The sequence below is a fragment of the Exiguobacterium sp. s70 genome, assembly GCF_018618315.1.
Lineage (GTDB): Bacteria > Bacillota > Bacilli > Exiguobacteriales > Exiguobacteriaceae > Exiguobacterium > Exiguobacterium chiriqhucha.
Window position 1 is genome coordinate 152,802 of the sequence record NZ_JACSLV010000006.1, and the last position, 24,590, is coordinate 177,391.

Here is a 24,590-nt window from a genome sequence, read left to right on the forward strand (position 1 = left end):
ACAGGAGGCTTGTTGTGGAGGGGATGACATGGATTTACGCACATCGTATCAACAGACGTCGCATCAACTGAGCGGCCACGGGAAACGAACCGTCAGCGTCTTGCAGCAGGCGTTCGCTGAGGTCGACCCGAATCAGGTGAGCGACCACTATGGGACGGGCGAGGTCATCATGCGGTTCGAGCAAAAAATGGCGCAAGAACTGGGTATGGAGGATGCGATTTTCTTCCCGAGCGGCACGATGGCACAACAAATCGCCTTACGGATTTGGGCGGACGAGACCGGAAATCGAAACGTCGCCTATCATCCGCTCTGTCACTTGGAGATTCACGAACAGGACGGGTTGAAGGAGTTGCATCACCTCGAAGCGATTTTGCTTGGGGATGACGACCGGTTGATGACGCTCGACGAAGTGAAGGCGTTACCGGATGTCGCCTGCCTGTTGATTGAGTTGCCACAACGGGAACTCGGAGGCTATTTGCCCCCGTTTAAAGAGCTTGAGACAATCAGTCAGTATTGCCGGGAACGGGGGATTCGTCTGCATCTAGATGGAGCGCGCCTCCTCGAGACGCTCCCATATTATGAGAAGACAGCGGAGGAAGTATGTGCGTTGTTCGATAGCGTCTACGTCTCATTCTATAAAGGCATCGGCGGTATTGCAGGTGCCATCTTAGCGGGACCGAAACCATTCTGTGCCGATGCGAGAGTTTGGAAACGGCGGTACGGTGGCGATTTGATTGGACTGTACCCTTACATCATCCCGGCCGACTATTACTACGAGCTACGGAAAGACCGAATGGGGACGTATGTCGAGCAGGCGAAGGAACTGGCGCGCCGCTTCAATGCGATCGACGGAGTGTGGACGACACCGGAAGTCCCGGTGACGAACATGTTCCATCTTCATCTCGAAGGGGACGACGAAGCGGTCGCGGCACGGATTCAATCCGTTCAAGAGACGACAGGGGTCGGCGTCACGGGCTATCTCGTATCACATGACGACTATTGTTCGACCGAGATCAGTATCGGGGATGCGTATGGAGAGATTGATGAACATCAACTCAATCGATTATTCGAACAATTAGAGCAATGATGAGCTAGAAAGAAGGGATATCGGTGAAACTAGATTTAGAGAAGACGGTCGATTCGCAGTACATCCAGCAACATCTTGCCAACGAGCGGACGTTCCTCGCCTGGATTCGGACGGCCATCACGGTCATCGGAATCGGCTTTCTCGTGACGAACTTCCACTACTATCGAAGTGAAAATTTGAGCGGGGCCGAGCACCAATTGATTACGGCCATCGGCATCTTGTCGATCATCTTCGGGATCGCGACGATCCTCGTCGGGACCCGGTCGTATTTGAAAAAGGTGCATACGATCAACTCTCAGCAGTTCAAGTCAGCGAAGATGAGCCTTGTCGCGCTCGCCATCGGGATGGTGTTCATTTTCACGTTGATTTTGATTGTCAGCTATTTCTTATTTTGACGCCAAACAAGCACCGCATCTCAACAAGAGAGATGCGGTGCTTGTTTTTAACGCGATATGATGGCGTCGAGCCGTTCGAGTTGCGAAGAGAAGCCTTCGACGGCCCCCATCTCGACGACTTGCTGGAGCGACTCGGCGTCCGTGAATTCGGAGCGGCTGATGAACAGTGTGCCGTTCGGGATGTCGACAAACTCGTTCGTGATCGTCATGACGGGAAGTTCAGGATTGACGTGGCCGTCCGCGTCCGAGAATGCGTCCGTATAGACGATTTTTCGGTGCGGGTCGATTTCGAGGAACGTCGATTTCCCCCATGATTCCATACCGTAATAGTCACCCTGCTCCTTGTCGACACACGTCATTTTGTAATGCCATGTGCCACCTGGTTCGAACTCGAACGTACGAACCTCTGTCTTCCATCCGGCCGGTCCCCACCATGCTTCGAGGTGGGCCGGTGTCGAGAATGCCTCGAACACGAGCGCACGCGGCGCGTTAAAACTGCGTTCGACGACTAATGTTTTGCCTTCGATTTGAGACTTTACTTTTTCCATTGGAAAGACCCCTTTCTCGAGACAGAAGATACATATATCTAATCAATGTAGTCTCTATTCCCGATTCAGGGATCTGTTCAACCTTTTCCGTCAAATAACAAATCGAGCACGGTCTCGCCAATCGGTCGTTCCTTGCCTTCGTAAGGGAAGGAGTGGATATGGATGGCCGGATTGAAGTTCAGCTCGATGATGCCGTAGTCACCTTCACGCGCGAGCGACGGAATCATCATGTCGACGCCGCAAATCGTCGCGCCAATCGCTCGGGCTGACTCGACCGCGATCCGTTTGTATGAATCGGAAATCTGGTCTGTATAGTCGATACTGTCACCGCCCGTGCTGATGTTCGAGTTCTCACGAAGGAAGACGAGTTCGCCATCGGCGAGGACACTGTCCGGCGTCTTGCCTTGTGGACGCAGGAACGAGACGACGATGTCATCGATGTCAATTTTTTCGAGCGGTGTCTTATAGCCTTTCCCGCGGAGCGGATCCTCATTCTTTTTGGCGACGAGCTCACGAATCGTCGATACGCCGTCCCCGGTCACGTTCGCCGGGACACGGTGTAAAATGCCTGCGACCTCGTCACCGATGACGAGGAAACGATATTCTTTCCCGGGCAGGAACGTCTCGAGCAGGACGACGTCATCAAACGCAAGAGCGTGACGAAACGCCTCGAGCGCCTCCTCGAACGTCGTCCCGTCCTTGAAGATGTGAATGCCGATCCCGAAGTTCGTCGATTTTGGTTTCAAGACGATCGGTTCATTCGCGAACATAGTCCAGGCGTCCTGTAAATCGGCTTCACTGCGGAGTTCGATTCCTCCCGGAACGCGGATGCCATGTTCGGCGAGCACGTGTTTCGTCACCGTCTTGTTTTCCATCATGAGTACCGACACATAGTTGTCTTTCGACGTTTTCGTCGCCTGTTTGACGTACTCGGTCTGGTTGCCGTGGCGGATGCGTAGAAATTGGTCATCACGGTCGATGACCTCGACCGCATACCCACGTTTCAGGGCTGCTTTCATCAAAATCTGTGTCGACAGCTCCATGTCCGTGTAGCCGTGCATCCGGAACCGGTTGGCGTAGGCGTCTTGATAGAATAGTTCCGCTTGTCGGAGCGACCACTTTGTATAGCCGTCCGTCATCATGGCGGAGGTGAGGCGTGACGCGTAAGTCGCCTCGACATGGTCGATCCGATCACGGACAGAGGCAAAGACGTTGTCGAACCCGAGTGCGTATCGGTCATTGAACGCTTCAATCTCGTCGAGCAAATCACGAGCGTACGTCTGGAGCGCCAACGCCTCGCCATCGCGGTACAACATGAGTGTTGGCGATAGACCTTCTTTCGCGACGCGTTGTTGGTTGTGGAACGCCTCGGCCTGCCAATCCGCAAATCGTGTCTCGTCTTTCAACGTCAAGTAGAGCAAGAAGACGTGCAAGAACTTCAAATCGGACAGGGCGATACCGGTCTTCTCGAACGGGTTCAAATCGATATTGCGAATCTCGATGTAATCGATGCCGTTCGTCTCGAGTCGTTTCAAGTCATTGCCCCCTCGTGACGTCTTCAGCCGAATCGGAGAGTAGAGCTCGTTCGGGTTGGCGATGTCACCTTGGGCGATGAAGCGGCGCACGCTCGCGGTGTAGTCCGAGAGCGTTGAATAGTCCGGATAGAGCGGCTCGACATTCGTGTAGCCGCAGTCGCTATTCCGGTACGACAAGGCCGTCGTATTCGAATACACATCTTCGCTGAGCGCCTGCATTTGACTGACGCAGCGTTCTTCATAGCTCGTGTGGACGGCCGGAGTCCCGCCTAACAGATAGACGACGAGCCAGCGTGTCCGTAAATAGTTGCGGACGAGTTTTAAATACAGGTCGTCCTTGAAACGGTCGTATCGTTCGGGTGACCCTTCATAGAGGGAGGCAATCAACTCGTCTGCGAAAGAGAAGTTGAAATGGATGCCCGAGATGAGCTGTTTTTTCGCCCCGTATTTTTGGAGCAGATGCTCCCGATAGCGACCGGCCTCAAGGCCTGAACTTCCAAAATCTGCGAGCGGGATGACCCCGCCGTCCGGAAGCGCACACGGCATCGATTGCGGCCAAAGCCGTTCGTCACCGATATTCAGTGCCGTGATATCGTACAGCGTCTGTAAGAAGTCGTGCGCCGCTTCGACGGTCGGGAACGTCGGTGTGATCAGCTCGATCTGACTTTCCGAGAAGTCGGTCGTAATATATGGGTGCGTCGCTTTGTCTCCGAGTGCTGTCGGGTGCTTCGTAGCGGCGAGCGTACCATCGGGTGTCACGCGGAGCATTTCACGCTCGATGGCGAAGCGCCCGTGCAACAATTGTTTAGTTAGTTGATTAAATCGCTTCTGCAAGGGAACTCACTTCCTTTTTCATTAGTCGGACATAGAGGGCAGAGACGAGCCCTTTGATGATGCTCGAGAGGGCGATGCTCCACCAGATGGCATCGATACCGAGATAAGGCTCGAGGGCAAGCGCGAGCGGGATGCGGGCGACGGTGAAGACAATGGAAATCGTCGCCGGAATTTTCGGTAGCCCGAGTCCGGAGAAGTAGCCGTTCCCAATCATCTCAAGTGAGGCGAAGATGAGCGAAATCCCGATGATCCGTAAATAGTTCGCACCGATGTCAATCGTTGTCGGGTCATCGACGAACAGCCCGATCAGGACGTTTGGAACGAAGAGGAAGACGAGTGTGATCAACCCGGTATACAAGATGCCGAGCCGCGTCGTCACCCGATACCCCTCATGGACCCGGTCCACTTTGCGGGCGCCGAGATTTTGCCCCGTGTAACTCGCGATGGCACCGTTCAATCCGCCGATCATCATATAGGCGATCGACTCGATTTGAAGCCCGATGCGCTGGGCCGCTATTGCCTCGGTCCCGTATGAACCGATCATGCGGGCGAGGAAAATACTGATGACGGTGAACAAGACGCGCTGGGTCGCCATCGGGAAGCCGAGGCGAAGAATTTCTCTATAGTCTGTGCGATTCGGTTCAACCGTCTCCTCCCAATCGAACAAGACGCGGGCCCGGTGCCAGAAGAAGCCGAACATGACGACGTTCGCGACGAGCGTCGCCAGACCGGCTCCGACGACGCCGAGTCCGAGTGGATAGATGAAGAGCGGCGACAGAATCATATTGAGCGTGACCCCGGTCGCGTTGATGCGCATCGCCGTCGTCGTATTGCCATAAGCGCTGAACAGTCGGGCGAACAACAAGTTGAAGAACGAAAAGATGAGCATCGGTGCACTGACGAGCAAATAACTGTACGCCAACTGCTCGACAGCCGGTGCGTCCATGTTCAAAAAGCCGATAAGCGCCTGGCCGAACGCGGCGAGGACGGTGACGAATAACAGGCCGAGACCAAGGTTCATCCGCCTCCCGGCCCGGACGTAGCGCTGAATCAACGCCTGATCCCGCCGTCCGACGGCTTGCGACACTTTGATGCCGGCGCCGACGACGATAAGGGATTGAATCGCCTGACCGAGCATGATATAAAAGCTGGCCGCGCCGATGCTGGCGACGGCGTCGCTACCGAGCGCACCGACCCAGAACATATCGACGAGACTATACGTGAACTGTAAAAGCGAACTGCCGACGAGCGGGAGGGCAAGCGCCACGATGACGCGTTGAACCTGACCGGTCGTCAAATCGATGGTTTTCACGATGAAAGACCCCTTCAATACATTTAGTATATAACCGTTTAGTTATATATAAGCACGACGTGACTGAATTCGCAATCGTAGGGAACGACTCGACGAAAAATCGACACAAAAAAAGGAATTCGATGTGAATTCCTTAATGGGTATAGGCGCGGATCCAAGTCGTCATATAAACGAGTGTCGAGATGATCAGTGTCGAGGCGAGTGCGTAAATCGGATAAGCGGGGAGCGCGTTCTCGAACAGCGGATAAAACATGAATGACGCCATGAGGAGCGGCACAGTAATCCCGAACGAGACGTAGGCGGCTTTCGTCGCTTTCGCCGTGATGATCTGCTCGCGTTCGTCGACTTCGCTAAATTCTGTCATCCGGACCGACCATTGGCCAAAGCTTAAGTTTTGGTTCGGGCGTGTCTTGAACGAATAGATTGTCCAAATGATAAAGAAGCCGACTAACAGCAAGAGCGGCAATAAGTTAAACTCAATTTCGAATCGGTCGGTCTCGATGACGGTCGACACGTCAGACAAGAACGAACTGAACAGAAATGCCATCAGGACGTACAAGATGATGCTGGAGATGGATTGGATGACGACGTGTTTCAATTTGTTTCCTCCTCGATTGTGAAAATAGATTCGACCGGTTCCTCGAATACGCGGGCGATTTGCATCGCCAGCAGAAGCGACGGCGTGTAGCTCCCTTTTTCGAGCGAGATGATCGTCTGTCTCGTCACACCGACTTTGGCTGCCAAGTCGCCTTGGGTCAATTGATGCCGGGCCCGCAACTCTTTGACGCGATTGATTAATGGCATGCCGCCACCTCATTTCTTGTTTCTATCTTCAGTGTAAAGTAAACTTTACTTAATGTAAAGTAAACTTTACTTATTTGTGGATGGTACAATATAATCAAAGTTGAAAGGGGAGAAGTCGGATGAAGGCGATTTTAGGACAACATCACGTATCGGCGATGACAGGGGACGCGTTGAAGAACTTGCGATTCTATACGGAGGTACTCGGGATGCGACTTGTCAAAAAGACGGTCAACCAAGACGATCCATCGATGTATCACTTGTTTTACGCAGATGAATCGGGGACACCGGGGACGGATTTGACGTTCTTCGAGCTGCCTTTTCTCGGGCAAACGTATAAAGGGTCGAGTAGCATCTCGCGGACAGCGCTTCGGGTGCCGGACGGGGCATTGTCGTACTGGCTTGAGCGATTTTTCGAATTCGGTGTACTCCATGATCCGGTCGAGGAAGTGCTCGGTCGTCCGACGCTTTACTTCGAGGACGAGGAGGGGCAACGGCTCTGTCTCGTCGAGGGCGGATCAGGGACGCCGCGGAAAAACGGACCGGTGCCGGCAGACGTCGCCGTCTTCGGCCTCGGATTTAGCGAGTGGACGGTGCGGCGAATTGAGAAGACGGAGCGGGTACTGACGGACGTGCTTGGTTATCGGTTCACGTCCGAGTTCGAACGGAACGGCCAATCGGTTCGTGTGTTCGAGACGGGGGACGGGGGTGTGGCGACCGAGATTCATCTCGTCGACCGTCCAGATTTACCGTCGGAGCGTCCAGGACGAGGCAGTGTCCACCACATCGCGATCCGCGTCGAGGATGACGACGAGATGGCGCGTTGGGTCGAGCGGCTCGATTCATTCGGCATCAGTCATTCGGGCCTGATCGACCGTTATTATTTCAAATCGATTTATTTCCGTGAGCCGAGCGGGATTTTAGTGGAACTCGCGACGGACGGGCCGGGCTTTGCGACCGATGAGCCGGTCGAGTCACTCGGAGAACGTTTGGTGCTACCACCGTTTCTTGAGCCACGACGAGCCGAGATTGAGGCCAAATTAAAACCGCTATAACAGACAAACCCGACGGACTATTTCAGTCCGTCGGGTTTTGTATGCCTAGCAACATAGCCAGTTCGTTCGTCCGGTTGGCGACGAGGTCGGCAATCGTATAGCGGTCGAGCACGTGCAGGAACGCGAGCATCGCCTCGTTCAAGACGCTCCGCAAATCGCATGCGGGTGCGATGACACATCGTCCTTCGCCGAAACATTCGACGAGCTCGAACGGTTCCATCGTCCGGACGACGTCGCCGACGTTGATGTCCTCCATCGGTCGGGCGAGCCGGAAGCCGCCACCACGGCCGCGCACCGATTCGAGATACCCATGCTTGCCGAGCTCATAGACGACTTTCATGACGTGGTTCTTTGAAATCTGATATTGGTCCGCCACTTCTTGAATCGTCACGAGACGATGGGAGAACGTGGCGCTATACATGAGTGTTCGGAGTGCGTAATCGCACGTTTGCGTGAGCCGCATGTTGTTTCACCTCTTATCCGTTCATTGTACAAGACATCGTCTGAAAGCGCGATGATGGAAGATGTGAAAAAAGCGTGGCGGATTCAAGGCGGAAATTTGAACTTATATTTAAACAAGTATTTTATATATTGCTTTTGAAGTGACTTACCTCACATAATGAACATGAACTTTCAAAAAGGGGGAAACAAAATGTTAGATCAACAAACCATGGATATCGTCAAAGCAACCGCACCGGTCTTGAAAGACCACGGTGTCGCTATCACGAGTCACTTCTATAAGCGCATGTTCGAAAACAACCCAGAAGTCCGTCAATTCTTCAACCATACGAACCAAAAACGCGGTCGTCAGCCAGAGGCGCTCGCCAACGCCGTCTATGCGGCAGCCGTCCATATCGATCGTCTCGAAGCAATCCTTCCGGCCATCCAACCGGCGCTTCATAAACATAAGAGCTTGAACATCCGTCCGGAACATTATCCGATTGTCGGACAAAACTTACTCGGCGCGATTCAAGACGTGCTCGGTGAAGCGGCGACGCCGGATATCATCGACGCTTGGGCGAAAGCATATGGTGTCATCGCCGACGTCTTCATCTCGCTCGAGAAACAAATGTACGATGATGCACCATGGATCGGTTTCAAACCGTTCACGGTTGCTGAAGTGATTGAAGACACACCGGAAGTGAGACGATTCCACATCAAAGCGAACGACGGCGTCGTTGGGACGGCCATCCCAGGTCAATACATCTCGGTTCAAGCCCGTATCGCTGGGGAAGACATCTTGCACCACCGTCAATATAGCGTCGTCGAAACGACAGAAGACGGTTACTGGATCGCGCCGAAAGCGGAAGGGCTCGTCTCAAACTGGCTCCACGAGCAGACGGTCGGTACGGAGATTCCAGTGAGTGCCCCGGCTGGCGAATTCGTGCTCGAAGCATCGGATCGTCCGCTCACACTCGTCGCTGGCGGGATTGGTATCACGCCGCTCTTCAACATGGCGAAGACGGCACTCGGTCAAGGCCGTTCGGTCACGTTGCTCCATGCTGTCCGCAGCACGAACCTCCGTCCGCTCGGTGAAGAGCTCGATGAACTTGTGAACGCTGGTCTCCAGCTCATCACACACGTCGATGACGTATCAGGTTGCATGAGTGCGACACAACTCGAAGCACTTGATGTCGAGGGACACGACGTCTACACGTGCGGTCCGACCGCGATGATGGAGACGGTCGTCCAAACGATTCCACAAGCCCGTTACGAGTTCTTCGGTCCATCGGCCGTACTTTCACGCGCTTAATTACCGTTTAGGAATAGAGAATACAAAAACCGCAGACCAAGGCTGGTCTGCGGTTTTTCATAGGTCGATCGAGTCAATGACTTGCTCATTTTGGTCTAACGTTTGAATCGTCCAATCTTCTTGAGGGACGTTATGTAATTTCAAGATATGATATTTAGAAAACGTATCCTCTTCGGGACGATTGAGGACGTGTTCTCCTTGCATACGCTCTCCGATGATGCGGAGAGAAGCCACTTTTTGAGGGTTGTTGTGGAGACGCACCCCCCAATAATAAGTGCCTTCATGTTCAAGCTCGATATAGTCGAACGGAGCTGCATCGACTGTCTCGACAGTTGTGGCACTATACCCGTCACCACTCATTTCGGCGAGTCCAAGCATTGTCTCGTCCTCATTTGTGAACAGGGCGAGGTTTGATTCATCAAATTGATCGTATGTGTAGGCGTGAAACCCGTCATCAGCCAAATAGCGATCAAGCTTTCGATTCTCTAAAAATGTAGGTCCGTTTTGTATCAAGGCGATAAGTGCGATACAAGCTAGCAACACTCCGATAATTTTTCGTTTGAACATTTGTCTCTTCCTTTCTATAGAAACAGCCCATGCCTCAATCCTGAGCGCATGGGCTGTTTGATTAGTACGTCAAGCTCGCGGCGACGATGATGCCGACGACGAGTGAGGCGGAGAAAAGGCTGATCCCGATGGCGAGGTTGCCGTTCTCAACTTCTTTCTCTAAGTTCACGCCTGGTGTCAGGACGTATTCAAATGTCCAGAAGGCGAGCACTTGGGCAAGTATCCCGACGAGTCCCCAGATGAAGGCGTCGAGCAGGTTGACGCTGTTCGCCCACACCGTGTAGATGACGATGGCGAGTCCGATTGCTTTCCCCCAAAGTTTCAAGGCGACGGCGACGTTACCTTCTTTAATCAATTTACGTTCCGAATACTTCGTCGTAAGGGCGAAGACGACGAGTCCGGCTAAAATCAGGCCAAACCCTGTGCCGAGGTGAGCGAGGAAGCTCAAGATGGAATCGAGCGTGATGAACGTCATAAGTTATTCTCCTTTGTTGTGCCGATGGCTAAGTAGTAAGACTGGTTATTCGTAATCATGCTGCCGGCGCGGACGCCGAGGGCGGACGGATGGCCGTTCAAGCAAAAACAGCCGACCATGTAGTGCGTCTCGAGCGGACCGTTGACCGTGTTCGTCAGACGGGTCGGCAGCTCGATGAACTGTTGATACACCGCCGTCTCGTCCGCGTACGTCTGGAGTGTCTCTTTATGAAACGGGACGCCGGCTTGGTCGTAGAGGATGACCGAGTCGCCTTCCCGGCCGAAGGCGGGCTTTTGCACGTACGCGCTCTGGCCGATAAACGGATCAGGCTCGAGATACGTCGGTAAAAAATATGTCTCGATGATGGAACGTTCCGCTTCGTCGAAATATGTATCGGCCTCATACAGTTCCCAAATGAGCGCTTGGACGCCTTTGGACTGCATGAGAAACGCCGAGAGCGGATTGAGTACCGAGACGTGTTTGGCTGCGTTCAGTTCGAGCAGGCGGATGCCGATCAAATCACCATTGGGTGCCCGGTCGTCGACCAGATGCTCGATTGGATACGTCTGACGATATAACACGTCGACTTTTTCCCCGGACGGTGTGAAGACGCCGTCCGCATTGACGAGCAATCGGTCGAGCGGGACGAATTCGGACGGTAAATCGAGCGTCTCTTGAAGGAAGCGCGTCGTCCATTTGTCCTCGATATTGTCGTCATGGGCCGTGAAGACGATTTTCGGTGTCCCGTCCCGACCGAGTCGTTGCCACGCTGCGATGACGGCTTTTCGAAGTTCGGCCTTGAGCTCTTCGGTCGACGCCGCGTTCGGGTCGTCGAGCCCGAATTCTGTCGTCACATAGCCGTTCACGTCGAACAGTTCTTTGATGAACGTCGGTGTATCGGCATTGAATTCCATCAACTTGAGGGTGCCGTCTTTTACGATCCAGTCATAGCGACCGATAATCGTCTCTTGCGGCAGCGCCTTGTCGCGCAGGAACGGTAGGCTCGCCTCAGGATAACCGAGCAAGCGGAGAGTATCGTCCGGGAGGGTGCGCAATAGGCGGTTCGTCTTACGGAAAATCGCATCGACGTCACGCGTCGCTATCCGAATCTGCCCCACCGCGTCCGTAGACATGGTAAGACAGTCGTAAAGGGCGTACTCCTCGTCGTTCAAGTCAGGCCAAAAGAAAGGGATTTGGCCAAACAGTGCGTCTCGCTTCATCCCCCAAAGCCGCCTTTTGAACCGCTACCGAGTCCCGAGTTGGAGCCTGAGTTTGATTTGTTCGGGGTGATGCTGCTGGCGCCACCGTTCGAGCGGTAATTTTTATATGCCGAGGAGTTCTTCAATGCACTCTTTGAATTGAACAGGCTACCGAGTAAGAAGAAACTCCCGAAGTGAGGGGAGCGATCATCGTCACAGTAATATGACTCCGTCTCATCATCCCAGTCCCAATCGTCGCATTCATAGCCGGTCGGTTCTTCCGGTAACGTCGCTTGTTCTGTTTCGTCGGTACCGCATGCCGCTAACGATGCGGTCAAGACAGCAGCCGACAGACCGCTCAAGATTTTTTTGCTTGTCTTCATGTTGATTCCTCCAATGTATAACCTGTAGGGGTGACGTAAATGACATAGACGCCACGATCTTCGTCCGTCTCGGCCGAGTCGCGCTCATATTCTTTGCCGGCGACATACAAATACTGACTGCCGAGCATGGCGAGTGCGTCGAGATGCCGATCGACGTAATACGCCTCGAGCATCGGGTTGTCGAACCGGTCGTCGAGCGTCCGGATCTCGACTTTAATGTCGGTCGTCTCGTGCTTGTCGACGGGGCCTTCCGTGTAGCGGTCGACGTAAATCAAGAAATATTGCTCGCCTTCAAGCGCCGATGAGCGCTGTTTGTAGGTCATGCCGTCCTTGACGAAAAATTCGCATTCGCGGCGGGCGAGTACTTCATCGAGGCCGAGCGATGTATAATGGTAGAGTGGCTCGAATGAAAGTTCATTTTTATAAAGTCGATATTCCAAAACGATTGAGTTCATGACGTCGTCCTTTCTTTTTTCTTTCTATACGGAACCGAACGTAAGGTGGTTTCGTAAATCAAGTAAGTTGTCTCTAGTATATAGGAAAAGGAGGGGTTTTTCTGTGCATATCTTTTTTCGTGTCTGGCGCGGGTTATCGAAATTATCGTTTTTGAACGTCGTCCTGGCATCGCTCGTCATCATCTTGACGGGTACCGTCCTCGGGTTTGTGCTCGAGCCGGAGACGTTCCCGTCGATGTTCGACTCATTCTGGTGGACGATGACGACGCTCACGACCGTCGGATACGGTGACTTTTTCCCGACATCGGTCGCGGGACGTTGGCTCGGGATTTTCTTGTTCCTGTTCGGGATCGGGATTATCGGGGCGTTGATTGGAAAACTCGTTGAAGTCGGTGCGACGTTTCAACGGTTAAAACGGGAGGGGAAGTTAGTGTATCGAGGAGAAGGGCATTACGTCTATATCGGCTGGTCGCCGAAGACGAAAAAGGCAATTGATGAAGTGCTCGTCTATGAGCCAAAGGCTGAGATCGTCTTAATCGATCAGTTGAAGGAAGAACCGTACGACCACGACAACGTCCACTTCGTCCACGGTGACGCGTCGGATGAGGCCGTACTCTTGCAGGCCAATATTTTAAAGGCGCGCCGGGTCGCCATCTTCGCGGATGCCCGCATCACGGAGACACTCCTCGCCGACGGGAAATCGTTGCTCATCGCGTCAGCGGTCGAAGCGCTCTCGTCTGAACGCGGCGTCGATTTGCATACGGTCGTCGAGGTGTGCGAGGAACGGAACATCTCGAAATTCAAACACGTCCGAATCGACGACTTTATTCTCGCGAACGACTCGGTGTCACTCCTCATGGCGAAAGCGACGCTGCAGCCGGGGACGACATCGATTTTCCGTCAGCTGCTTAGTAAACAGTCAGGCGGCAACATCCAGGCGCTCGCACCGAAACCGGAATGGACGACCATCCGGGACGCTGCGGAAAGCTTGTTGCATCAAGGCGTCACGTTAATCGCCGTCAACGACCGTCTCGATTACGCGACGGTGCTCGATACACCGCTTCAGGCGAGCGATATGCTTTACATCGTCTGTCACGATGACTCGTGGGAGCGACTGAACCAAGGAGGAATTTGATGTATAACGGAACGTTTATCCGCAAGATGACACGCATGCAGAACGTGCAACGATGGGACGAGTATGCACCGCATTATCATGACAATGCGGCAAGCCACAGTTTCCGCGTCGCTGTCTTCAGCTTAATCGCGGCATATTACGAAGAGAACAAAGGACGGGACGTCAACTTGCTCGACGTGCTCGGCAAGGCGCTGTTCCATGATATGAACGAAGTGCAGACCGGTCCAATCATGCACCGGACGAAAAAAGAACCGACGCTCAAAGAACATATCGAACGGATGGAGCGGACGGCGAGTCTCGGACTCGTCGAGTTGTTGTCGCAGTCGCTCCGGCCGCATTTTTATCGTTTCCTCGTCGAGGCGGAGGACGACTCATTCGAAGGACGGCTCGTCGATGGAATCGATTCGTTCGACGCGATGCTGTTCGTCCGCCGGGAAGTCGGACACGGCTCGCCCCATTTCGTCGCGAAGCTTGAAGAGATGAAAGCAGCCCTGCGCAATCATCCGCTCGAATCGGTCCGCTGGCTCTATGAACAAGTCGAGGCCGAGACCGACGTGGCGACGTTCATCGAGAACGTCATGCGGATGGACAGTGTAAGACGGTGGAAAGGCCGTTTCAATACGATCGACGATAACGACGCCATCCATGGATTCCGGGCGGCCGCGCTCGGGCTGTTCAGCGGCTTGTTGGAGCGCGAGAAATATGACGTCGACGTCGATGTCGCCGAATTGACGGCCCGTCTTCTCTGTCACGACCTCGTCGAAGGGGTGACCGGGGACGTGCTCGGCCCGGTGAAACATTCGACCGCCGAGACCGGTGCGGCGTTCGAGGCGTACGAACGGACCGAGAGCGAGGCGCTCTTGTCGCTCCTCCCGGAATATATGCAGCCGGCGTTCCGCCGCTATATGGCCGATTCGAAAGATGATACGTATGAAGGCATGCTCGTCGATATGATGGACAAACTCGACGCGCTCATTAAGATGAACATGGAGCGGAAGATGAACGGGGCTGAGTACGAGGTCACGTATCGGGAGCAACTTCGTAAAGTGCAGATGCGCTACGAGAACCCGAGCATGTTGTTCTTTTTAGCGTACATCTTGCACGATTTAGATTACGTCACTAGTTAACAAGGTCGCAGACGAACTGTCTGCGGCTTTTTTTTATATCATTTATTGACATATATCATTATACGATATATATTGAGGGTAAGATATATCAATGAATGATATAGGGGGTGGCGGGATGCCACGTAATGACACGATTGAACTCGGAGAATTGACCGACAGCATGCTCTATATCCTGCTCGCCTTGACCGAGGCGCGTCACGGCTATTTGATTATGCAGTTCGTCGAGGAGTTGACGAACGGACGAATCAAAATCGGACCGGCGTCGATGTACACCATCATCAAGAAGCTCGTGAACGCGCAACTGATTGATCCGATTGACGGGGACGGAAAGCAGAAACGCTATGTGATTACGCGTCAAGGCCGTGCCCTCGTGGCGGAAGACTTGAAACGGCGGCAAGCGATCGTTGACGATGCACGCTTCATTTTAGACGGGGAGGGACACCGATGAAACGGAAATATATGTCGAGTTGGGGATTGGCGTTCGCCGAAGAGCGGGAAATGAAAAAGCTAGGGGAGATGGCAGCTCGTGGCTGGCATTTAGAGAAGTTCGCTCCACTCGGCTATACGCTCGTCGAAGGGGAACCGATGGACGTGCGCTATAGTCTCGATTATCGCAAACAACCGGACGAGGATTACTTTGAGCTGTTCGCCGCGAGCGGATGGGAACATGTCACGTCGACCGGCGATGAGATTCATGTGTTCAAAGGCAGTCCGGACGCGACGCCTCTTTATACGGATCGCCAGACGACCCAAGAGAAATATGGGCAAGTCGAGCGTGCGATGGGGCGGGGTGCGCTCATCTGCTTGCTGTTATCACTTGGATTTGTGTTCATGCTCCAATTGGATTGGCCGCAGACGGCGGAAGCCATCATTTTGGTGTTACAGACGCTTGTCGTCATCGGGCTCGTCTTCACAGGACTCCCGTATCTCGGTTTCCTCGTGAAGCGAAAACGTTTGGAACGGAATGAATGACTAGGCGGATGGCACAAGCCATCCGTTTTGTTTTGGTCGACTGAACTATTCAAGAAAAAAATAGTTAGGCGCAGAGAACTGTTTTATGGAAATCCTCTATTCAACCAAAATAGAATCGGGCATGATAATTAATGAAAGCGCTTGCATTCATTTTGAAGAGGAGGAACGGGCATGGGTAAAAGACGGAAAGGGTTAGCGATGACGGCTGGTGTCACCGCGATTGCACTGCTCGCCGGGCAACCGGTCGCACAGGCGGCGACGCCGCAAAACGGTACGATGATGCAGTACTTTGAATGGTACGTCCCGAACGACGGGCTGCATTGGAACCGACTATCGAACGACTCGCAGCACTTGAAAGACATCGGGGTGACGACGGTGTGGATTCCGCCGGCGTACAAAGGCACGTCACAGAACGATGTCGGGTATGGGGCGTACGATTTATACGATCTCGGCGAATTCAACCAAAAAGGGACGACCCGGACGAAGTACGGGACGAAAGCGCAGCTCCAGACCGCCATCTCGAACTTGCGCGGTAAAGGGATCGGCGTGTACGGCGACGTCGTCATGAATCATAAGGGCGGGGCCGACTATACCGAATCCGTTCAGGCGATCGAGGTCAATCCGTCGAACCGGAACCAAGAGACGTCCGGCGAGTACGGCATCTCGGCCTGGACCGGGTTCAACTTCGCGGGGCGCAACAATACATACTCGCCTTTCAAATGGCGCTGGTACCATTTTGACGGTACCGATTGGGATCAGTCACGCAGCTTGAGCCGCATCTATAAGTTCAAGAGCACGGGCAAGGCGTGGGACACGGACGTGTCGAACGAGAACGGCAACTACGACTACCTCATGTACGCGGACGTTGACTTCGAGCATCCCGAGGTCCGCCAAGAGATGAAGAACTGGGGCAAATGGTACGCCGACTCGCTCGGGCTCGACGGTTTCCGGTTGGATGCGGTCAAACATATCAGCCACTCGTACTTGAAGGAGTGGGTGACGAGCGTGCGCCAGACGACCGGGAAAGAGATGTTCACGGTCGCCGAGTATTGGAAGAACGACCTCGGTGCCATCAACGACTATCTGTATAAGACGGGCTACACGCACTCCGTCTTCGATGTGCCGCTCCATTACAACTTCCAAGCGGCCGGTAACGGCGGCGGGTATTACGATATGCGCAACATCTTGAAAGGCACCGTCACCGAACAGCATCCGTCGCTGTCCGTGACGATTGTCGATAACCACGACTCACAGCCGGGCCAGTCGCTCGAGTCGACGGTCGCCAACTGGTTCAAACCGCTCGCCTACGCGACGATCATGACGCGCGGTCAGGGTTATCCGGCCCTCTTCTATGGAGACTATTACGGCACGAAAGGGACGACGAACCGCGAAATCCCGAACATGTCGGGCACGCTCCAACCGATTTTGAAGGCACGAAAAGACTTCGCCTACGGGACGCAGCATGACTACCTCGATCATCAGGACGTCATCGGCTGGACACGTGAAGGTGTGACCGACCGTGCCAAATCGGGTCTCGCAACGATTCTATCGGACGGTCCGGGCGGCTCGAAGTGGATGTACGTCGGCAAACAGAACGCCGGCGAGGTATGGAAAGACATGACGAACAACAACGCCCGTCTCGTCACAATCAATGCTGACGGCTGGGGTCAGTTCTTCGTCAACGGAGGCTCGGTCTCGATTTATACGCAACAATAACGAAAACACCCGATCGAAGTGAGGTGATCCTCTCTTCGATCGGGTGTTGTTTGAATTTAGCGTTTCCAGACCCACTCGTCACTCTCATATTTGGCGACGAGCTCCTGAATCTCTTGTTGCTGCGCCTCGGTGAACGTCAGCGGTTCGAACGTCAATTCGAACGCGTCACGGAACCCGTCCGTGAACGCCGTCGCGACCTCGTCGAAGGCGACCGGTCGATCGAGCGTCTCGTTCAAGGAGACGGCCTTGTCACCAAAGCGGGCTTTGGCCTCCGCCTTCGCATCGGCCTCGAGATTGAAGCAGTCGAACAAGACGTCATCGTCAATCGACAATGGGATTGAGCCGTGTTGCAGGACGGCACCTTGGTGGCGCACTTGGGCGCTCCCGGCAATCTTTTTCCCGTCGACGGCGAGCTCATAGTACGAGGCGGCGTCAAAACAGACGGCCGACTTCGGTTTTCGAAGCGCCTCACGGTCGGCCTCGGTCAACGGCACCGAGAACTCGGCCGGGACGCCGAGTGCGTGATACCCGCGACGCACCCCTTCGGTCAGGAGGCGATAGCTCTCGATGACGTTCGTCGGCAAGGATGGCATCGTCTCAGGGAGAATGACGCTATACGTCAGCTCGTCCGCGTGCAAGACGGCCCGTCCGCCGGTCAAACGACGGACGACCGGGATCCCATTTAAAGCGAGCGCGTCGCGGTCGAGATCGCGCGTCGCCCGTTGGAAGCGCCCGACGCTGATGGCGTGCGGGGCCCAGGCGTAAAAACGGAGTGTCGGTTTTACGTCACCGCGCGCGACCCAGCCGGCGATGGCCTCATCGATAGCCATATTCTCGGCTGGGGACAGCGGGGCGGTATGAAGCAAATGCCATGTCGTTCCAATCATAAACGTCTCTTCTTTCTCTTAGTCGATTGGCAACATCGTGTGACGACGTGCCTTGTGGACTTGTTCGTCCGCGTGATACGAGGAACGCACAAGCGGTCCGGCCTCACAGTGGGAGAAGCCTTTCGCCAACGCAATCTCTTTCAGCTCGGCGAACTCATCTGGATGGTAGTAACGCTCGACGTCGAGGTGCTTCTTCGTCGGCTGCAAGTATTGGCCGAGCGTGAGGATGTCAACGTGATGGGCCCGGAGGTCGTCCATCGCTTGAATCAACTCTTCCTTCGTCTCGCCGAGTCCGACCATGATGGACGACTTCGTCGGGATGTCCGGGTTCAGTTCTTTCGACCGTTTTAAAAATTCGAGCGTCCGGTCGTACGTCGCTTTGGCGCGGACTCTCGGTGTCAAACGACGGACCGTCTCCAAGTTATGGTTCATGATGTCCGGGCCGGCATCGATGAGCGTCTGGAGCGCCGAGAAGTCACCCATCATATCGGACGGGAGCACTTCGATTGACGTCTCCGGGTTCATGGCACGGACGGCGCGGACCGTCTCGGCGAATACCGTCGCTCCGTAGTCGTTCAAGTCGTCGCGGGCGACGGCCGTGATGACGACGTGCTTCAGGTTCATGAGGCGGACCGACTCGGCAACGCGTTTCGGTTCTTCCCAGTCGAGTTCGTTCGGCTTGCCCGTCGTAACCGCGCAGAAGCGGCAGGCGCGGGTGCAGATGCTTCCAAGAATCATGAACGTCGCGGTGCGGCGGACGGCCCAGCATTCATGGATGTTCGGACATTTCGCCTCTTCACAGACGGTATGTAGATTTTTCTCGCGCATCATCTTTTTGAGACCGGTGTATGTCTCGTTCGTGTTCAGTTTAATCTTTAACCATTCCGGCTTTCGTTTCAGTTCCCCTCGTGCCAAGATGATTTCCCCCTTTTTGAAAGTTAACCCCTAACAAAAAGAGTTTACCAAAGATGAGGACGAATTCGAACCAGCGAAATTATTGGCTTTGCCAATACAGCTTGGATGTGTGTCAAAACAGAACATATATTTCAAAATGGTTACGCTTTCATGTGAAGTGTTGTTTCCCATTTTTTGAATTGCTATACTGACGTTGACCACCTGAATAAGGACCATATGTAACTGATACGATCAGGCATGGGGTGAACGAGCGTTGGTGAGGCAACGCTTCTTCCTCCATGCCTTTTTGTTTGGGGGTCGGGGAAACTTTCAAAAAAGGAGTGGGGAACATGAACAAAGCATTGAACTGGACGGCGACACTGGGGCTAACGACAGCGCTACTCGTCTCATCGGTCCCGATGGCGACTGCGGTCGTAGCGGAGGAGACGCCAGCAACGTCGATTGAGCAGCGTGTGGACGCCAAGCTCGCGTCGATGACGCTTGAACAAAAGCTCGGTCAAATGATCATGCCAGACTTCCGATTATGGAACGGGGCGAACCATACGGCACTCGCGACAGATGTGGCGCGCGTCGTCGATCGGTTTGACCTCGGGGGTGTCATCTTGTTCGCGGAAAACGTGACCGAGACCGAACAGACGACGAAACTCGTCCACGACCTCCAAGAAGTCGTCAAACAAGACGAAAGCAACGACGTACCGCTCTTCATCACGATTGACCAAGAGGGTGGAATCGTGACACGTCTCGGAACGGGCACGAACTTGCCGGGTAACATGGCGCTCGGGGCGACACGGAGCAGCCAGTACGCATACGACGCGGGGAATATTATCGGCTCGGAGTTGAACGCTCTCGGGGTGAACGTCAACTTCGGTCCGGTGCTAGACGTCAACAACAACCCGGCCAACCCGGTCATCGGCGTACGCTCGTTCTCGAGCGACCCAGAACTCGTCGGCGAGCTCGGCTCGGCGATGACACAAGGGATCCAAGACCAGGGCGTCGCCGCGACGGCGAAGCATTTCCCAGGTCATGGTGACACGGCGGTCGACTCGCATTACGGACTTCCGATCGTCGACAAATCGCTCGAAGATTTGCGCGGTCTTGAACTGTTGCCGTTCAAACGAGCCATCACCGAAGGCATCGATATGATCATGACGGCACACATCGGGATGCCACAAATCGAGGATGAGGTCGTCAACTCGCCGCGCGGCACATTCCCGCTCCCGGCGACGCTCTCGGACGACGTCATCACGGGCGTGTTACGGGAAGACATGGGATATGACGGGATCGTCATCACGGACGCTTTGAACATGCAGGCGATTGCCGATAACTTCACGGAAGCCGAAGCGGTCATCAAGACGTTCGATGCGGGCGTGGATATCGCGCTCATGCCGACGATTTTACGGTCGAACGCGGACGTCGTGAAGCTCGAGACGATCTTTGAAGACGTCATAGCAGCCGTCGAGGATGGACGCCTGTCAGAAGAGAAGATTGATGCAGCGGTCGAGCGGATTTTGACGCTCAAAGCGGAACGCGGCATTTGGCAAGAATCGGTCGACACGACGACGCTTGAGGCGAAACTCGCTGAGGCGAATACGGTCGTCGGCAGTGCCGAACATAAAGCGAAAGAACGTGAAATCGCCGAGGCGGCCGTCACGCTCGTGAAAAACGATGACAAGACGCTTCCGTTCAAACCGAAAAAAGGTGAGACGGTCCTCGTCTTGTCACCGGCGAAAGACCAGACGGACAGCATGATCAAGACGATCAAGTCGCTCGAGAAGAACGCCGGCAACATGAAAGACGTGAACGTCATCGCCGCGAACTATACGGCATCGACGAAGCACTTGGATCAAAACCCGGCATTGAAAGAAAAACTCGACGCGGCCGACTATATCATCGTCGGCTCGAACGTGAACAACAGCGCCAAGCTGAAATCGACGTCGGCTGACAACTACGTGCCGGCCGAAGTGTTCCGTTACGCCAACGAGACGGGCAAGAAGTCAGTCTTGCTCAGCCTGCGCAACCCGTACGATGTGGCGGTTCAGCCGGATGCACCGGCCCAGCTCATCATCTACGGCTTCAAAGGTGACCCGAACGGACCGGATTCAGAGGCGGGCAATGCCAAATCGGCAGGACCGAACCTCCCGGCCGGCATTCGCGCCATCTTCGGTGAAGTGAAACCGACGGGCAAACTCCCGGTCGACGTACCGACGTTTGAGAACGGCGTGTTCGGAGACGACTTGCACCTCGAGTTTGGTGACGGATTCCGCAACTGGAACAAGTAAACTAAAACCGCGAGTGCCCCATGAGGGTACTCGCGGTTTTTCGTTTGATTGTCACGCCTCGAAATAGCCGACGACGAGAAGGCCTGGGCCTGTGTGCGCCCCGATGGCCGAACCGACGATCGTCTTCGTGACGCTCGCCGGGTTCACGTGTTCCCGTAACAACGCCTCGAACTGATCGGCTTTGACCGGGTCGTCCCCGTGACCGATGAAGACATGCCCACCCTCGACGAGCGGTTTCGACTCGGTCATCCATTCGACGATGCGGCGTAACACTTTCTTGTGACCGCGCACCTTCTCGATTGGGACGAGTTTGCCGTCTTCGACTGTCAAAAGCGGTAAAATTGTCAACAAATCCCCGATGAATGCGCTCGCTTTCGAGACACGGCCGCCGCGCATCAAATACTCGAGCGATTCGACCGTGAACAAATGCCGGATTTTGCCGACGAGCGACGTCGCGTAGGCGACCGTCTCTTCATACGTATGGTCTTGGCCATACTCGGCGACCGTCTTGACGAACAGCCCTTGGCCGACGGACGCGGCACGCGTATCGAGAATATGGAACGTGCTGTTCGGGTATTCTTCTTTAAGTAGGTTGCCGACCATGACGGCCGTCTGGTATGTACCCGAGAGCTCGCCCGAGAAAGCGAGATACAGGAACGGGATTTCTGATTCGAGATGTTGGCGGAAACAATGCTCAAGTCGGGCCGCCTCGATTTGGAACGTCTTCGGTGTCTTGCCGTTCCGCATCGCGTCGTACACGTCTTTCGGTTGAATCGTTTCCCCGTCTAAAAATTCCTCGTTGTCGATGATGACGCCGAGTGGCAATACCTCGAGGCCGTACTCGATAACTTGGTCTTGGGTCAAATCGGCTCCGGTATCGGTTATGATTTTAAACATGCGGTCACTCCTCTGCTAATTGTTGTTCAATGTCGCGAATCGGTTCGTTGCGTTTCCACATCCGGTCGAGTTGGGTCGCGAGCGTCGCTTGTTCGTTCTCATCGAGCGTGCCAGGTATGAGCCGGCTCATGCCACCGAGGACGGTGTAGGCGCGACGCAACACGTCATCGACAGTGAGCGGGATTCCTAGCAAATCCTCGAGTGACGCCATCGTCTCAGGGACAATGGCCGGATAGGTAAAGCGCGTCGCTTCACCTTGGATGGCTTGCGCATAAAAGTCACGGATGAGCGCGGCCCGTTCACTTCCGCTCTTGCGGACGCTCAAGTAAATCTGGACGGCGACGCCGCCACGGACGCGGCGCTGGGAAATGCCGGCGAACTTCTTGCCGTCAATCGACAAATCGAAGCTGCCCGGGCAGTATGAGCCGACGATTTCGCCAGGCACGATCTCGTTCGTCACATCTTGGAACATGAGTTGGATGAGTGACGTCATCGCCTCGTAGCCGCTATCGATTTGAATCCCGTCTTTCTCGGGTAAAATCAAAGATAAGTTCAACACGTCCGCGTCTAAGACGACGGCCAGTCCTCCTGAATTGCGGACGACAGGACGGAAGCCGTGTTCATGAAGCAAACGGATGCCATCTGCCAAGTGGGGCAGACGGGCGTCTTGAATCCCGAGCACGACCGTGTTTAGATGAACCCAGGCCCGCAGGACGGCACCTGACGTCGCGGTCGAGGCACAGAGCGTATCGTCCGTCGCGAACGATTGCTCGGCTTGGAACGCCGGACCGAGCGAAGACTGGTCAATGACACGGTAGGTCGGTTGTCGTAATAATGGATGGGTCATATACATAATTCCTTTTCAATAAATAATTTCCTTCCCATTATAACATGGGAGGAACCACGCGCTAGAAGTCGAATCCAATCATTAATGAAACGTAGGGGGCAACGTCATGTATACGTCACGAGGTCAATTGTCAGGATCGAAAGTGTTCAAAGATCCGGTTCATCGATATATATACGTCTATGATCATCTCGTCTGGGAATTGATCAATACGAAAGAGTTTCAACGGTTACGTCGCATCAAACAGCTCGGGACGTCGTTTTTGACGTTCCACGGGGCCGAGCATACGCGTTTCCATCATTCGCTCGGCGTCTACGAAATCGCCCGACAGCTAATCGATCAGTTCCATGAGTATCCGGAGTGGGATGACCGCAACCGGGAGTTGTTGCTCGCGGCGGCGCTGCTGCACGATGTCGGACACGGTCCGTTCTCGCACGCGTTCGAGCATGTCTTCGCCGTCCGTCACGAGGTGTGGACCGAACGCATCATCCTCGGGGACACGGAAGTGAACAAAGTGCTGTCCGAGATGGGGGTCGGCTTCCCGGAAGAAGTGGCGGCCATCATTAATAAGACACACCCGAACCGACTGCTCGTCAATATCCTCAGTTCGCAACTCGACGTCGATCGGATGGACTATCTGCTCCGTGACGCCCATTTCGCCGGTGTCAGTTACGGCAAGTTCGACCTTGAGCGCATGCTTCGGGTGTTGCGTCCCGATGAGGACCAAGTCGTCGTCAAACAGTCGGGAATGCATACGATTGAGGACTATATCATGCGGCGCTATCAAATGTATTGGCAAGTCTATTTACACCCGGCGACGCGGTCGAGCGACCTGTTGCTCAAAGCCGTGCTCGAGCGGGCGCAAGAGCTGTACGAGTCGGGCTACGCCTTCGAGATGACGCCGAAGCATTTCTTGCCGATTTTCAATCATGAGGACATGACGCTCGAGCATTACTTGAAGCTCGATGAGACGATCGTCTATTTCTATTTCCAAGAATGGATGGACGAGGCGGACCCGATTTTGGCCGATCTCGCGAGCCGGTTCGTCAACCGCCGCCTGTTGAAGTATAAGAATTTCCCGGAAGCGAACCGCGTCCGCTACATGGACCGCTTGCGTTCGACGATGGAGTCAATCGGGTTGCCGACCCGCTACTACTTACTCGAGGACCAGCTCAGTCAACTGCCGTACGACTTGTATAAAGGGCATGGCAAATACGAAGGCATCTACCTGCAAATGAACGACGGCGACCGTCGCGAAATCTCAGAAGTATCGATGCTCGTCCAATCGATTTTGAACTCGCGCCAGTCAGACGAGAAAATCTATTATCCTGAGGACGTGCTCCTCAATTTGAAAGATTACGCGTCAGAAAAAACATGGATGTTGTCAACGTTACGGGGAGAGTGAATCGTTGAAAAGGA

The 24,590-nt window shown here is 54.4% G+C and carries 26 protein-coding genes; 11 read left to right on the plus strand and 15 right to left on the minus strand.

Translation table 11 applies throughout. The features are described from left to right. The first annotated feature begins 28 nt into the window (after positions 1 to 28). Both KNP84_RS13400 and KNP84_RS13405 read left to right on the plus strand, forming a co-directional pair. Positions 29 to 1,087, plus strand: coding sequence for a threonine aldolase family protein (locus KNP84_RS13400; protein ID WP_215114957.1), 1,059 nt, complete (start codon positions 29 to 31; stop codon positions 1,085 to 1,087). Between the two features lie 23 nt (positions 1,088 to 1,110). Further along, positions 1,111 to 1,482, plus strand: coding sequence for a YidH family protein (locus tag KNP84_RS13405; RefSeq protein WP_021066029.1), 372 nt, complete (start codon positions 1,111 to 1,113; stop codon positions 1,480 to 1,482). A gap of 47 nt (positions 1,483 to 1,529) precedes the next feature. On the opposite strand, the gene KNP84_RS13410 is transcribed toward KNP84_RS13405, so the two are convergent. The 5 genes from KNP84_RS13410 to KNP84_RS13430 all read right to left on the minus strand — a co-directional run bounded on the left by KNP84_RS13410 (position 1,530) and on the right by KNP84_RS13430 (position 6,515). Next, on the minus strand, positions 1,530 to 2,030 hold the full coding sequence (locus KNP84_RS13410) for an SRPBCC family protein (RefSeq protein ID WP_138858704.1): 501 nt from the start codon (positions 2,028 to 2,030) through the stop codon (positions 1,530 to 1,532). Positions 2,031 to 2,107: 77 nt separating this feature from the next. After that, positions 2,108 to 4,399, minus strand: a complete 2,292-nt coding sequence (gene gshAB / locus KNP84_RS13415) for a bifunctional glutamate--cysteine ligase GshA/glutathione synthetase GshB (protein ID WP_215114958.1) — start codon at positions 4,397 to 4,399, stop codon at positions 2,108 to 2,110. Beyond that, the gene (locus KNP84_RS13420; RefSeq protein ID WP_215114959.1) at positions 4,383 to 5,711 is read right to left on the minus strand and encodes an MATE family efflux transporter; all 1,329 of its coding nucleotides are present in this window, start codon (positions 5,709 to 5,711) and stop codon (positions 4,383 to 4,385) included. The genes gshAB and KNP84_RS13420 overlap by 17 nt, the downstream gene beginning before the upstream one ends. Positions 5,712 to 5,844: 133 nt before the next feature. Continuing rightward, entirely contained in the window at positions 5,845 to 6,309 is a 465-nt protein-coding gene (locus tag KNP84_RS13425) for a hypothetical protein (RefSeq protein ID WP_021066033.1), read from the minus strand. After that, the gene (locus tag KNP84_RS13430) at positions 6,306 to 6,515 is read right to left on the minus strand and encodes a helix-turn-helix transcriptional regulator (protein ID WP_021066034.1); all 210 of its coding nucleotides are present in this window, start codon (positions 6,513 to 6,515) and stop codon (positions 6,306 to 6,308) included. The genes KNP84_RS13425 and KNP84_RS13430 overlap by 4 nt, the downstream gene beginning before the upstream one ends. Positions 6,516 to 6,634: 119 nt before the next feature. Between KNP84_RS13430 and KNP84_RS13435 the strand changes: the two genes are divergently transcribed. Then, positions 6,635 to 7,567, plus strand: a complete 933-nt coding sequence (locus tag KNP84_RS13435; protein WP_215114960.1) for a ring-cleaving dioxygenase — start codon at positions 6,635 to 6,637, stop codon at positions 7,565 to 7,567. Between the two features lie 22 nt (positions 7,568 to 7,589). On the opposite strand, the gene KNP84_RS13440 is transcribed toward KNP84_RS13435, so the two are convergent. Further along, positions 7,590 to 8,030 carry an RrF2 family transcriptional regulator gene (locus tag KNP84_RS13440; protein ID WP_021066036.1) on the minus strand — a complete coding sequence of 147 codons (441 nt, stop codon included), beginning with the start codon at positions 8,028 to 8,030 and terminating at the stop codon, positions 7,590 to 7,592. Between the two features lie 189 nt (positions 8,031 to 8,219). On the opposite strand from KNP84_RS13440, the gene KNP84_RS13445 reads away from it, so the two are divergent. Continuing rightward, positions 8,220 to 9,320: a globin domain-containing protein gene (locus KNP84_RS13445; RefSeq protein WP_215114961.1), complete on the plus strand. Its 1,101-nt coding sequence runs from the start codon at positions 8,220 to 8,222 to the stop codon at positions 9,318 to 9,320. Positions 9,321 to 9,377: 57 nt separating this feature from the next. Here KNP84_RS13445 and KNP84_RS13450 read toward each other — a convergent pair whose 3' ends face one another. From KNP84_RS13450 to KNP84_RS13470, 5 genes are all read right to left on the minus strand, one after another. Beyond that, positions 9,378 to 9,887, minus strand: a complete 510-nt coding sequence (locus KNP84_RS13450; RefSeq protein ID WP_214802378.1) for a hypothetical protein — start codon at positions 9,885 to 9,887, stop codon at positions 9,378 to 9,380. A 61-nt stretch (positions 9,888 to 9,948) separates the two neighbouring features. Further along, complete coding sequence (locus tag KNP84_RS13455; protein ID WP_021066039.1) at positions 9,949 to 10,362, minus strand: DUF350 domain-containing protein; 414 nt, start codon at positions 10,360 to 10,362, stop codon at positions 9,949 to 9,951. After that, a complete protein-coding gene (locus tag KNP84_RS13460) occupies positions 10,359 to 11,582 on the minus strand; it encodes a glutathionylspermidine synthase family protein (RefSeq protein WP_215114962.1) in 1,224 nt (407 codons plus the stop codon). Before KNP84_RS13460 ends, KNP84_RS13455 begins: the two co-directional genes overlap by 4 nt. Next, positions 11,579 to 11,944 carry a hypothetical protein gene (locus KNP84_RS13465; protein ID WP_021066041.1) on the minus strand — a complete coding sequence of 122 codons (366 nt, stop codon included), beginning with the start codon at positions 11,942 to 11,944 and terminating at the stop codon, positions 11,579 to 11,581. Before KNP84_RS13465 ends, KNP84_RS13460 begins: the two co-directional genes overlap by 4 nt. Next, a complete protein-coding gene (locus KNP84_RS13470) occupies positions 11,941 to 12,399 on the minus strand; it encodes a hypothetical protein (protein WP_021066042.1) in 459 nt (152 codons plus the stop codon). The genes KNP84_RS13465 and KNP84_RS13470 overlap by 4 nt, the downstream gene beginning before the upstream one ends. A gap of 103 nt (positions 12,400 to 12,502) precedes the next feature. On the opposite strand from KNP84_RS13470, the gene KNP84_RS13475 reads away from it, so the two are divergent. The 5 genes from KNP84_RS13475 (at position 12,503) to amyS (ending at position 17,349) form a co-directional block, all read left to right on the plus strand. After that, on the plus strand, positions 12,503 to 13,534 hold the full coding sequence (locus KNP84_RS13475; protein WP_214802369.1) for an ion channel: 1,032 nt from the start codon (positions 12,503 to 12,505) through the stop codon (positions 13,532 to 13,534). Next, positions 13,534 to 14,661, plus strand: a complete 1,128-nt coding sequence (locus tag KNP84_RS13480) for a YfbR-like 5'-deoxynucleotidase (protein ID WP_215114963.1) — start codon at positions 13,534 to 13,536, stop codon at positions 14,659 to 14,661. The genes KNP84_RS13475 and KNP84_RS13480 overlap by 1 nt, the downstream gene beginning before the upstream one ends. Positions 14,662 to 14,776: 115 nt before the next feature. Next, positions 14,777 to 15,109 (plus strand): PadR family transcriptional regulator, encoded by a 333-nt coding sequence (locus KNP84_RS13485; protein ID WP_214802366.1) that lies wholly within the window; start codon positions 14,777 to 14,779, stop codon positions 15,107 to 15,109. Continuing rightward, positions 15,106 to 15,633, plus strand: a complete 528-nt coding sequence (locus KNP84_RS13490) for a DUF2812 domain-containing protein (protein ID WP_214802362.1) — start codon at positions 15,106 to 15,108, stop codon at positions 15,631 to 15,633. Before KNP84_RS13485 ends, KNP84_RS13490 begins: the two co-directional genes overlap by 4 nt. A gap of 198 nt (positions 15,634 to 15,831) precedes the next feature. Continuing rightward, the gene (gene amyS, locus KNP84_RS13495; protein ID WP_236355757.1) at positions 15,832 to 17,349 is read left to right on the plus strand and encodes an alpha-amylase; all 1,518 of its coding nucleotides are present in this window, start codon (positions 15,832 to 15,834) and stop codon (positions 17,347 to 17,349) included. A gap of 56 nt (positions 17,350 to 17,405) precedes the next feature. Here the strand turns inward: amyS and KNP84_RS13500 are convergent, their stop codons facing one another. After that, positions 17,406 to 18,236, minus strand: coding sequence for a lipoate--protein ligase family protein (locus KNP84_RS13500; protein ID WP_215114964.1), 831 nt, complete (start codon positions 18,234 to 18,236; stop codon positions 17,406 to 17,408). 18 nt (positions 18,237 to 18,254) lie between these two features. Beyond that, a complete protein-coding gene (gene lipA, locus KNP84_RS13505) occupies positions 18,255 to 19,154 on the minus strand; it encodes a lipoyl synthase (RefSeq protein ID WP_328585781.1) in 900 nt (299 codons plus the stop codon). Positions 19,155 to 19,480: 326 nt separating this feature from the next. Between lipA and KNP84_RS13510 the strand changes: the two genes are divergently transcribed. Beyond that, the gene (locus tag KNP84_RS13510; protein ID WP_215114965.1) at positions 19,481 to 21,430 is read left to right on the plus strand and encodes a glycoside hydrolase family 3 protein; all 1,950 of its coding nucleotides are present in this window, start codon (positions 19,481 to 19,483) and stop codon (positions 21,428 to 21,430) included. Positions 21,431 to 21,481: 51 nt separating this feature from the next. Here KNP84_RS13510 and KNP84_RS13515 read toward each other — a convergent pair whose 3' ends face one another. Continuing rightward, positions 21,482 to 22,327, minus strand: a complete 846-nt coding sequence (locus KNP84_RS13515; protein ID WP_029594625.1) for a DegV family protein — start codon at positions 22,325 to 22,327, stop codon at positions 21,482 to 21,484. Positions 22,328 to 22,331: 4 nt separating this feature from the next. After that, positions 22,332 to 23,180: a lipoate--protein ligase family protein gene (locus KNP84_RS13520; RefSeq protein WP_029594627.1), complete on the minus strand. Its 849-nt coding sequence runs from the start codon at positions 23,178 to 23,180 to the stop codon at positions 22,332 to 22,334. Positions 23,181 to 23,280: 100 nt separating this feature from the next. Here KNP84_RS13520 and KNP84_RS13525 point away from each other — a divergent pair, with 100 nt between their 5' ends. Further along, entirely contained in the window at positions 23,281 to 24,576 is a 1,296-nt protein-coding gene (locus KNP84_RS13525; RefSeq protein ID WP_058764890.1) for an HD domain-containing protein, read from the plus strand. Positions 24,577 to 24,590 lie beyond the last annotated feature (14 nt).

Coding starts and splice junctions, on each gene's coding strand:
- KNP84_RS13400 (WP_215114957.1), top strand. CDS start 29: ATGGATTTACGCACATCGTATCAACAGACGTCGCATCAACTGAGCGGC.
- KNP84_RS13410 (WP_138858704.1), bottom strand. CDS start 2,030: ATGGAAAAAGTAAAGTCTCAAATCGAAGGCAAAACATTAGTCGTCGAA.
- KNP84_RS13430 (WP_021066034.1), bottom strand. CDS start 6,515: ATGCCATTAATCAATCGCGTCAAAGAGTTGCGGGCCCGGCATCAATTG.
- KNP84_RS13435 (WP_215114960.1), top strand. CDS start 6,635: ATGAAGGCGATTTTAGGACAACATCACGTATCGGCGATGACAGGGGAC.
- KNP84_RS13440 (WP_021066036.1), bottom strand. CDS start 8,030: ATGCGGCTCACGCAAACGTGCGATTACGCACTCCGAACACTCATGTAT.
- KNP84_RS13445 (WP_215114961.1), top strand. CDS start 8,220: ATGTTAGATCAACAAACCATGGATATCGTCAAAGCAACCGCACCGGTC.
- KNP84_RS13450 (WP_214802378.1), bottom strand. CDS start 9,887: ATGTTCAAACGAAAAATTATCGGAGTGTTGCTAGCTTGTATCGCACTT.
- KNP84_RS13455 (WP_021066039.1), bottom strand. CDS start 10,362: ATGACGTTCATCACGCTCGATTCCATCTTGAGCTTCCTCGCTCACCTC.
- KNP84_RS13460 (WP_215114962.1), bottom strand. CDS start 11,582: ATGAAGCGAGACGCACTGTTTGGCCAAATCCCTTTCTTTTGGCCTGAC.
- KNP84_RS13465 (WP_021066041.1), bottom strand. CDS start 11,944: ATGAAGACAAGCAAAAAAATCTTGAGCGGTCTGTCGGCTGCTGTCTTG.
- KNP84_RS13470 (WP_021066042.1), bottom strand. CDS start 12,399: ATGAACTCAATCGTTTTGGAATATCGACTTTATAAAAATGAACTTTCA.
- KNP84_RS13480 (WP_215114963.1), top strand. CDS start 13,534: ATGTATAACGGAACGTTTATCCGCAAGATGACACGCATGCAGAACGTG.
- KNP84_RS13485 (WP_214802366.1), top strand. CDS start 14,777: ATGCCACGTAATGACACGATTGAACTCGGAGAATTGACCGACAGCATG.
- KNP84_RS13490 (WP_214802362.1), top strand. CDS start 15,106: ATGAAACGGAAATATATGTCGAGTTGGGGATTGGCGTTCGCCGAAGAG.
- amyS (WP_236355757.1), top strand. CDS start 15,832: ATGACGGCTGGTGTCACCGCGATTGCACTGCTCGCCGGGCAACCGGTC.
- KNP84_RS13500 (WP_215114964.1), bottom strand. CDS start 18,236: ATGATTGGAACGACATGGCATTTGCTTCATACCGCCCCGCTGTCCCCA.
- KNP84_RS13510 (WP_215114965.1), top strand. CDS start 19,481: ATGAACAAAGCATTGAACTGGACGGCGACACTGGGGCTAACGACAGCG.
- KNP84_RS13515 (WP_029594625.1), bottom strand. CDS start 22,327: ATGTTTAAAATCATAACCGATACCGGAGCCGATTTGACCCAAGACCAA.
- KNP84_RS13520 (WP_029594627.1), bottom strand. CDS start 23,180: ATGTATATGACCCATCCATTATTACGACAACCGACCTACCGTGTCATT.
- KNP84_RS13525 (WP_058764890.1), top strand. CDS start 23,281: ATGTATACGTCACGAGGTCAATTGTCAGGATCGAAAGTGTTCAAAGAT.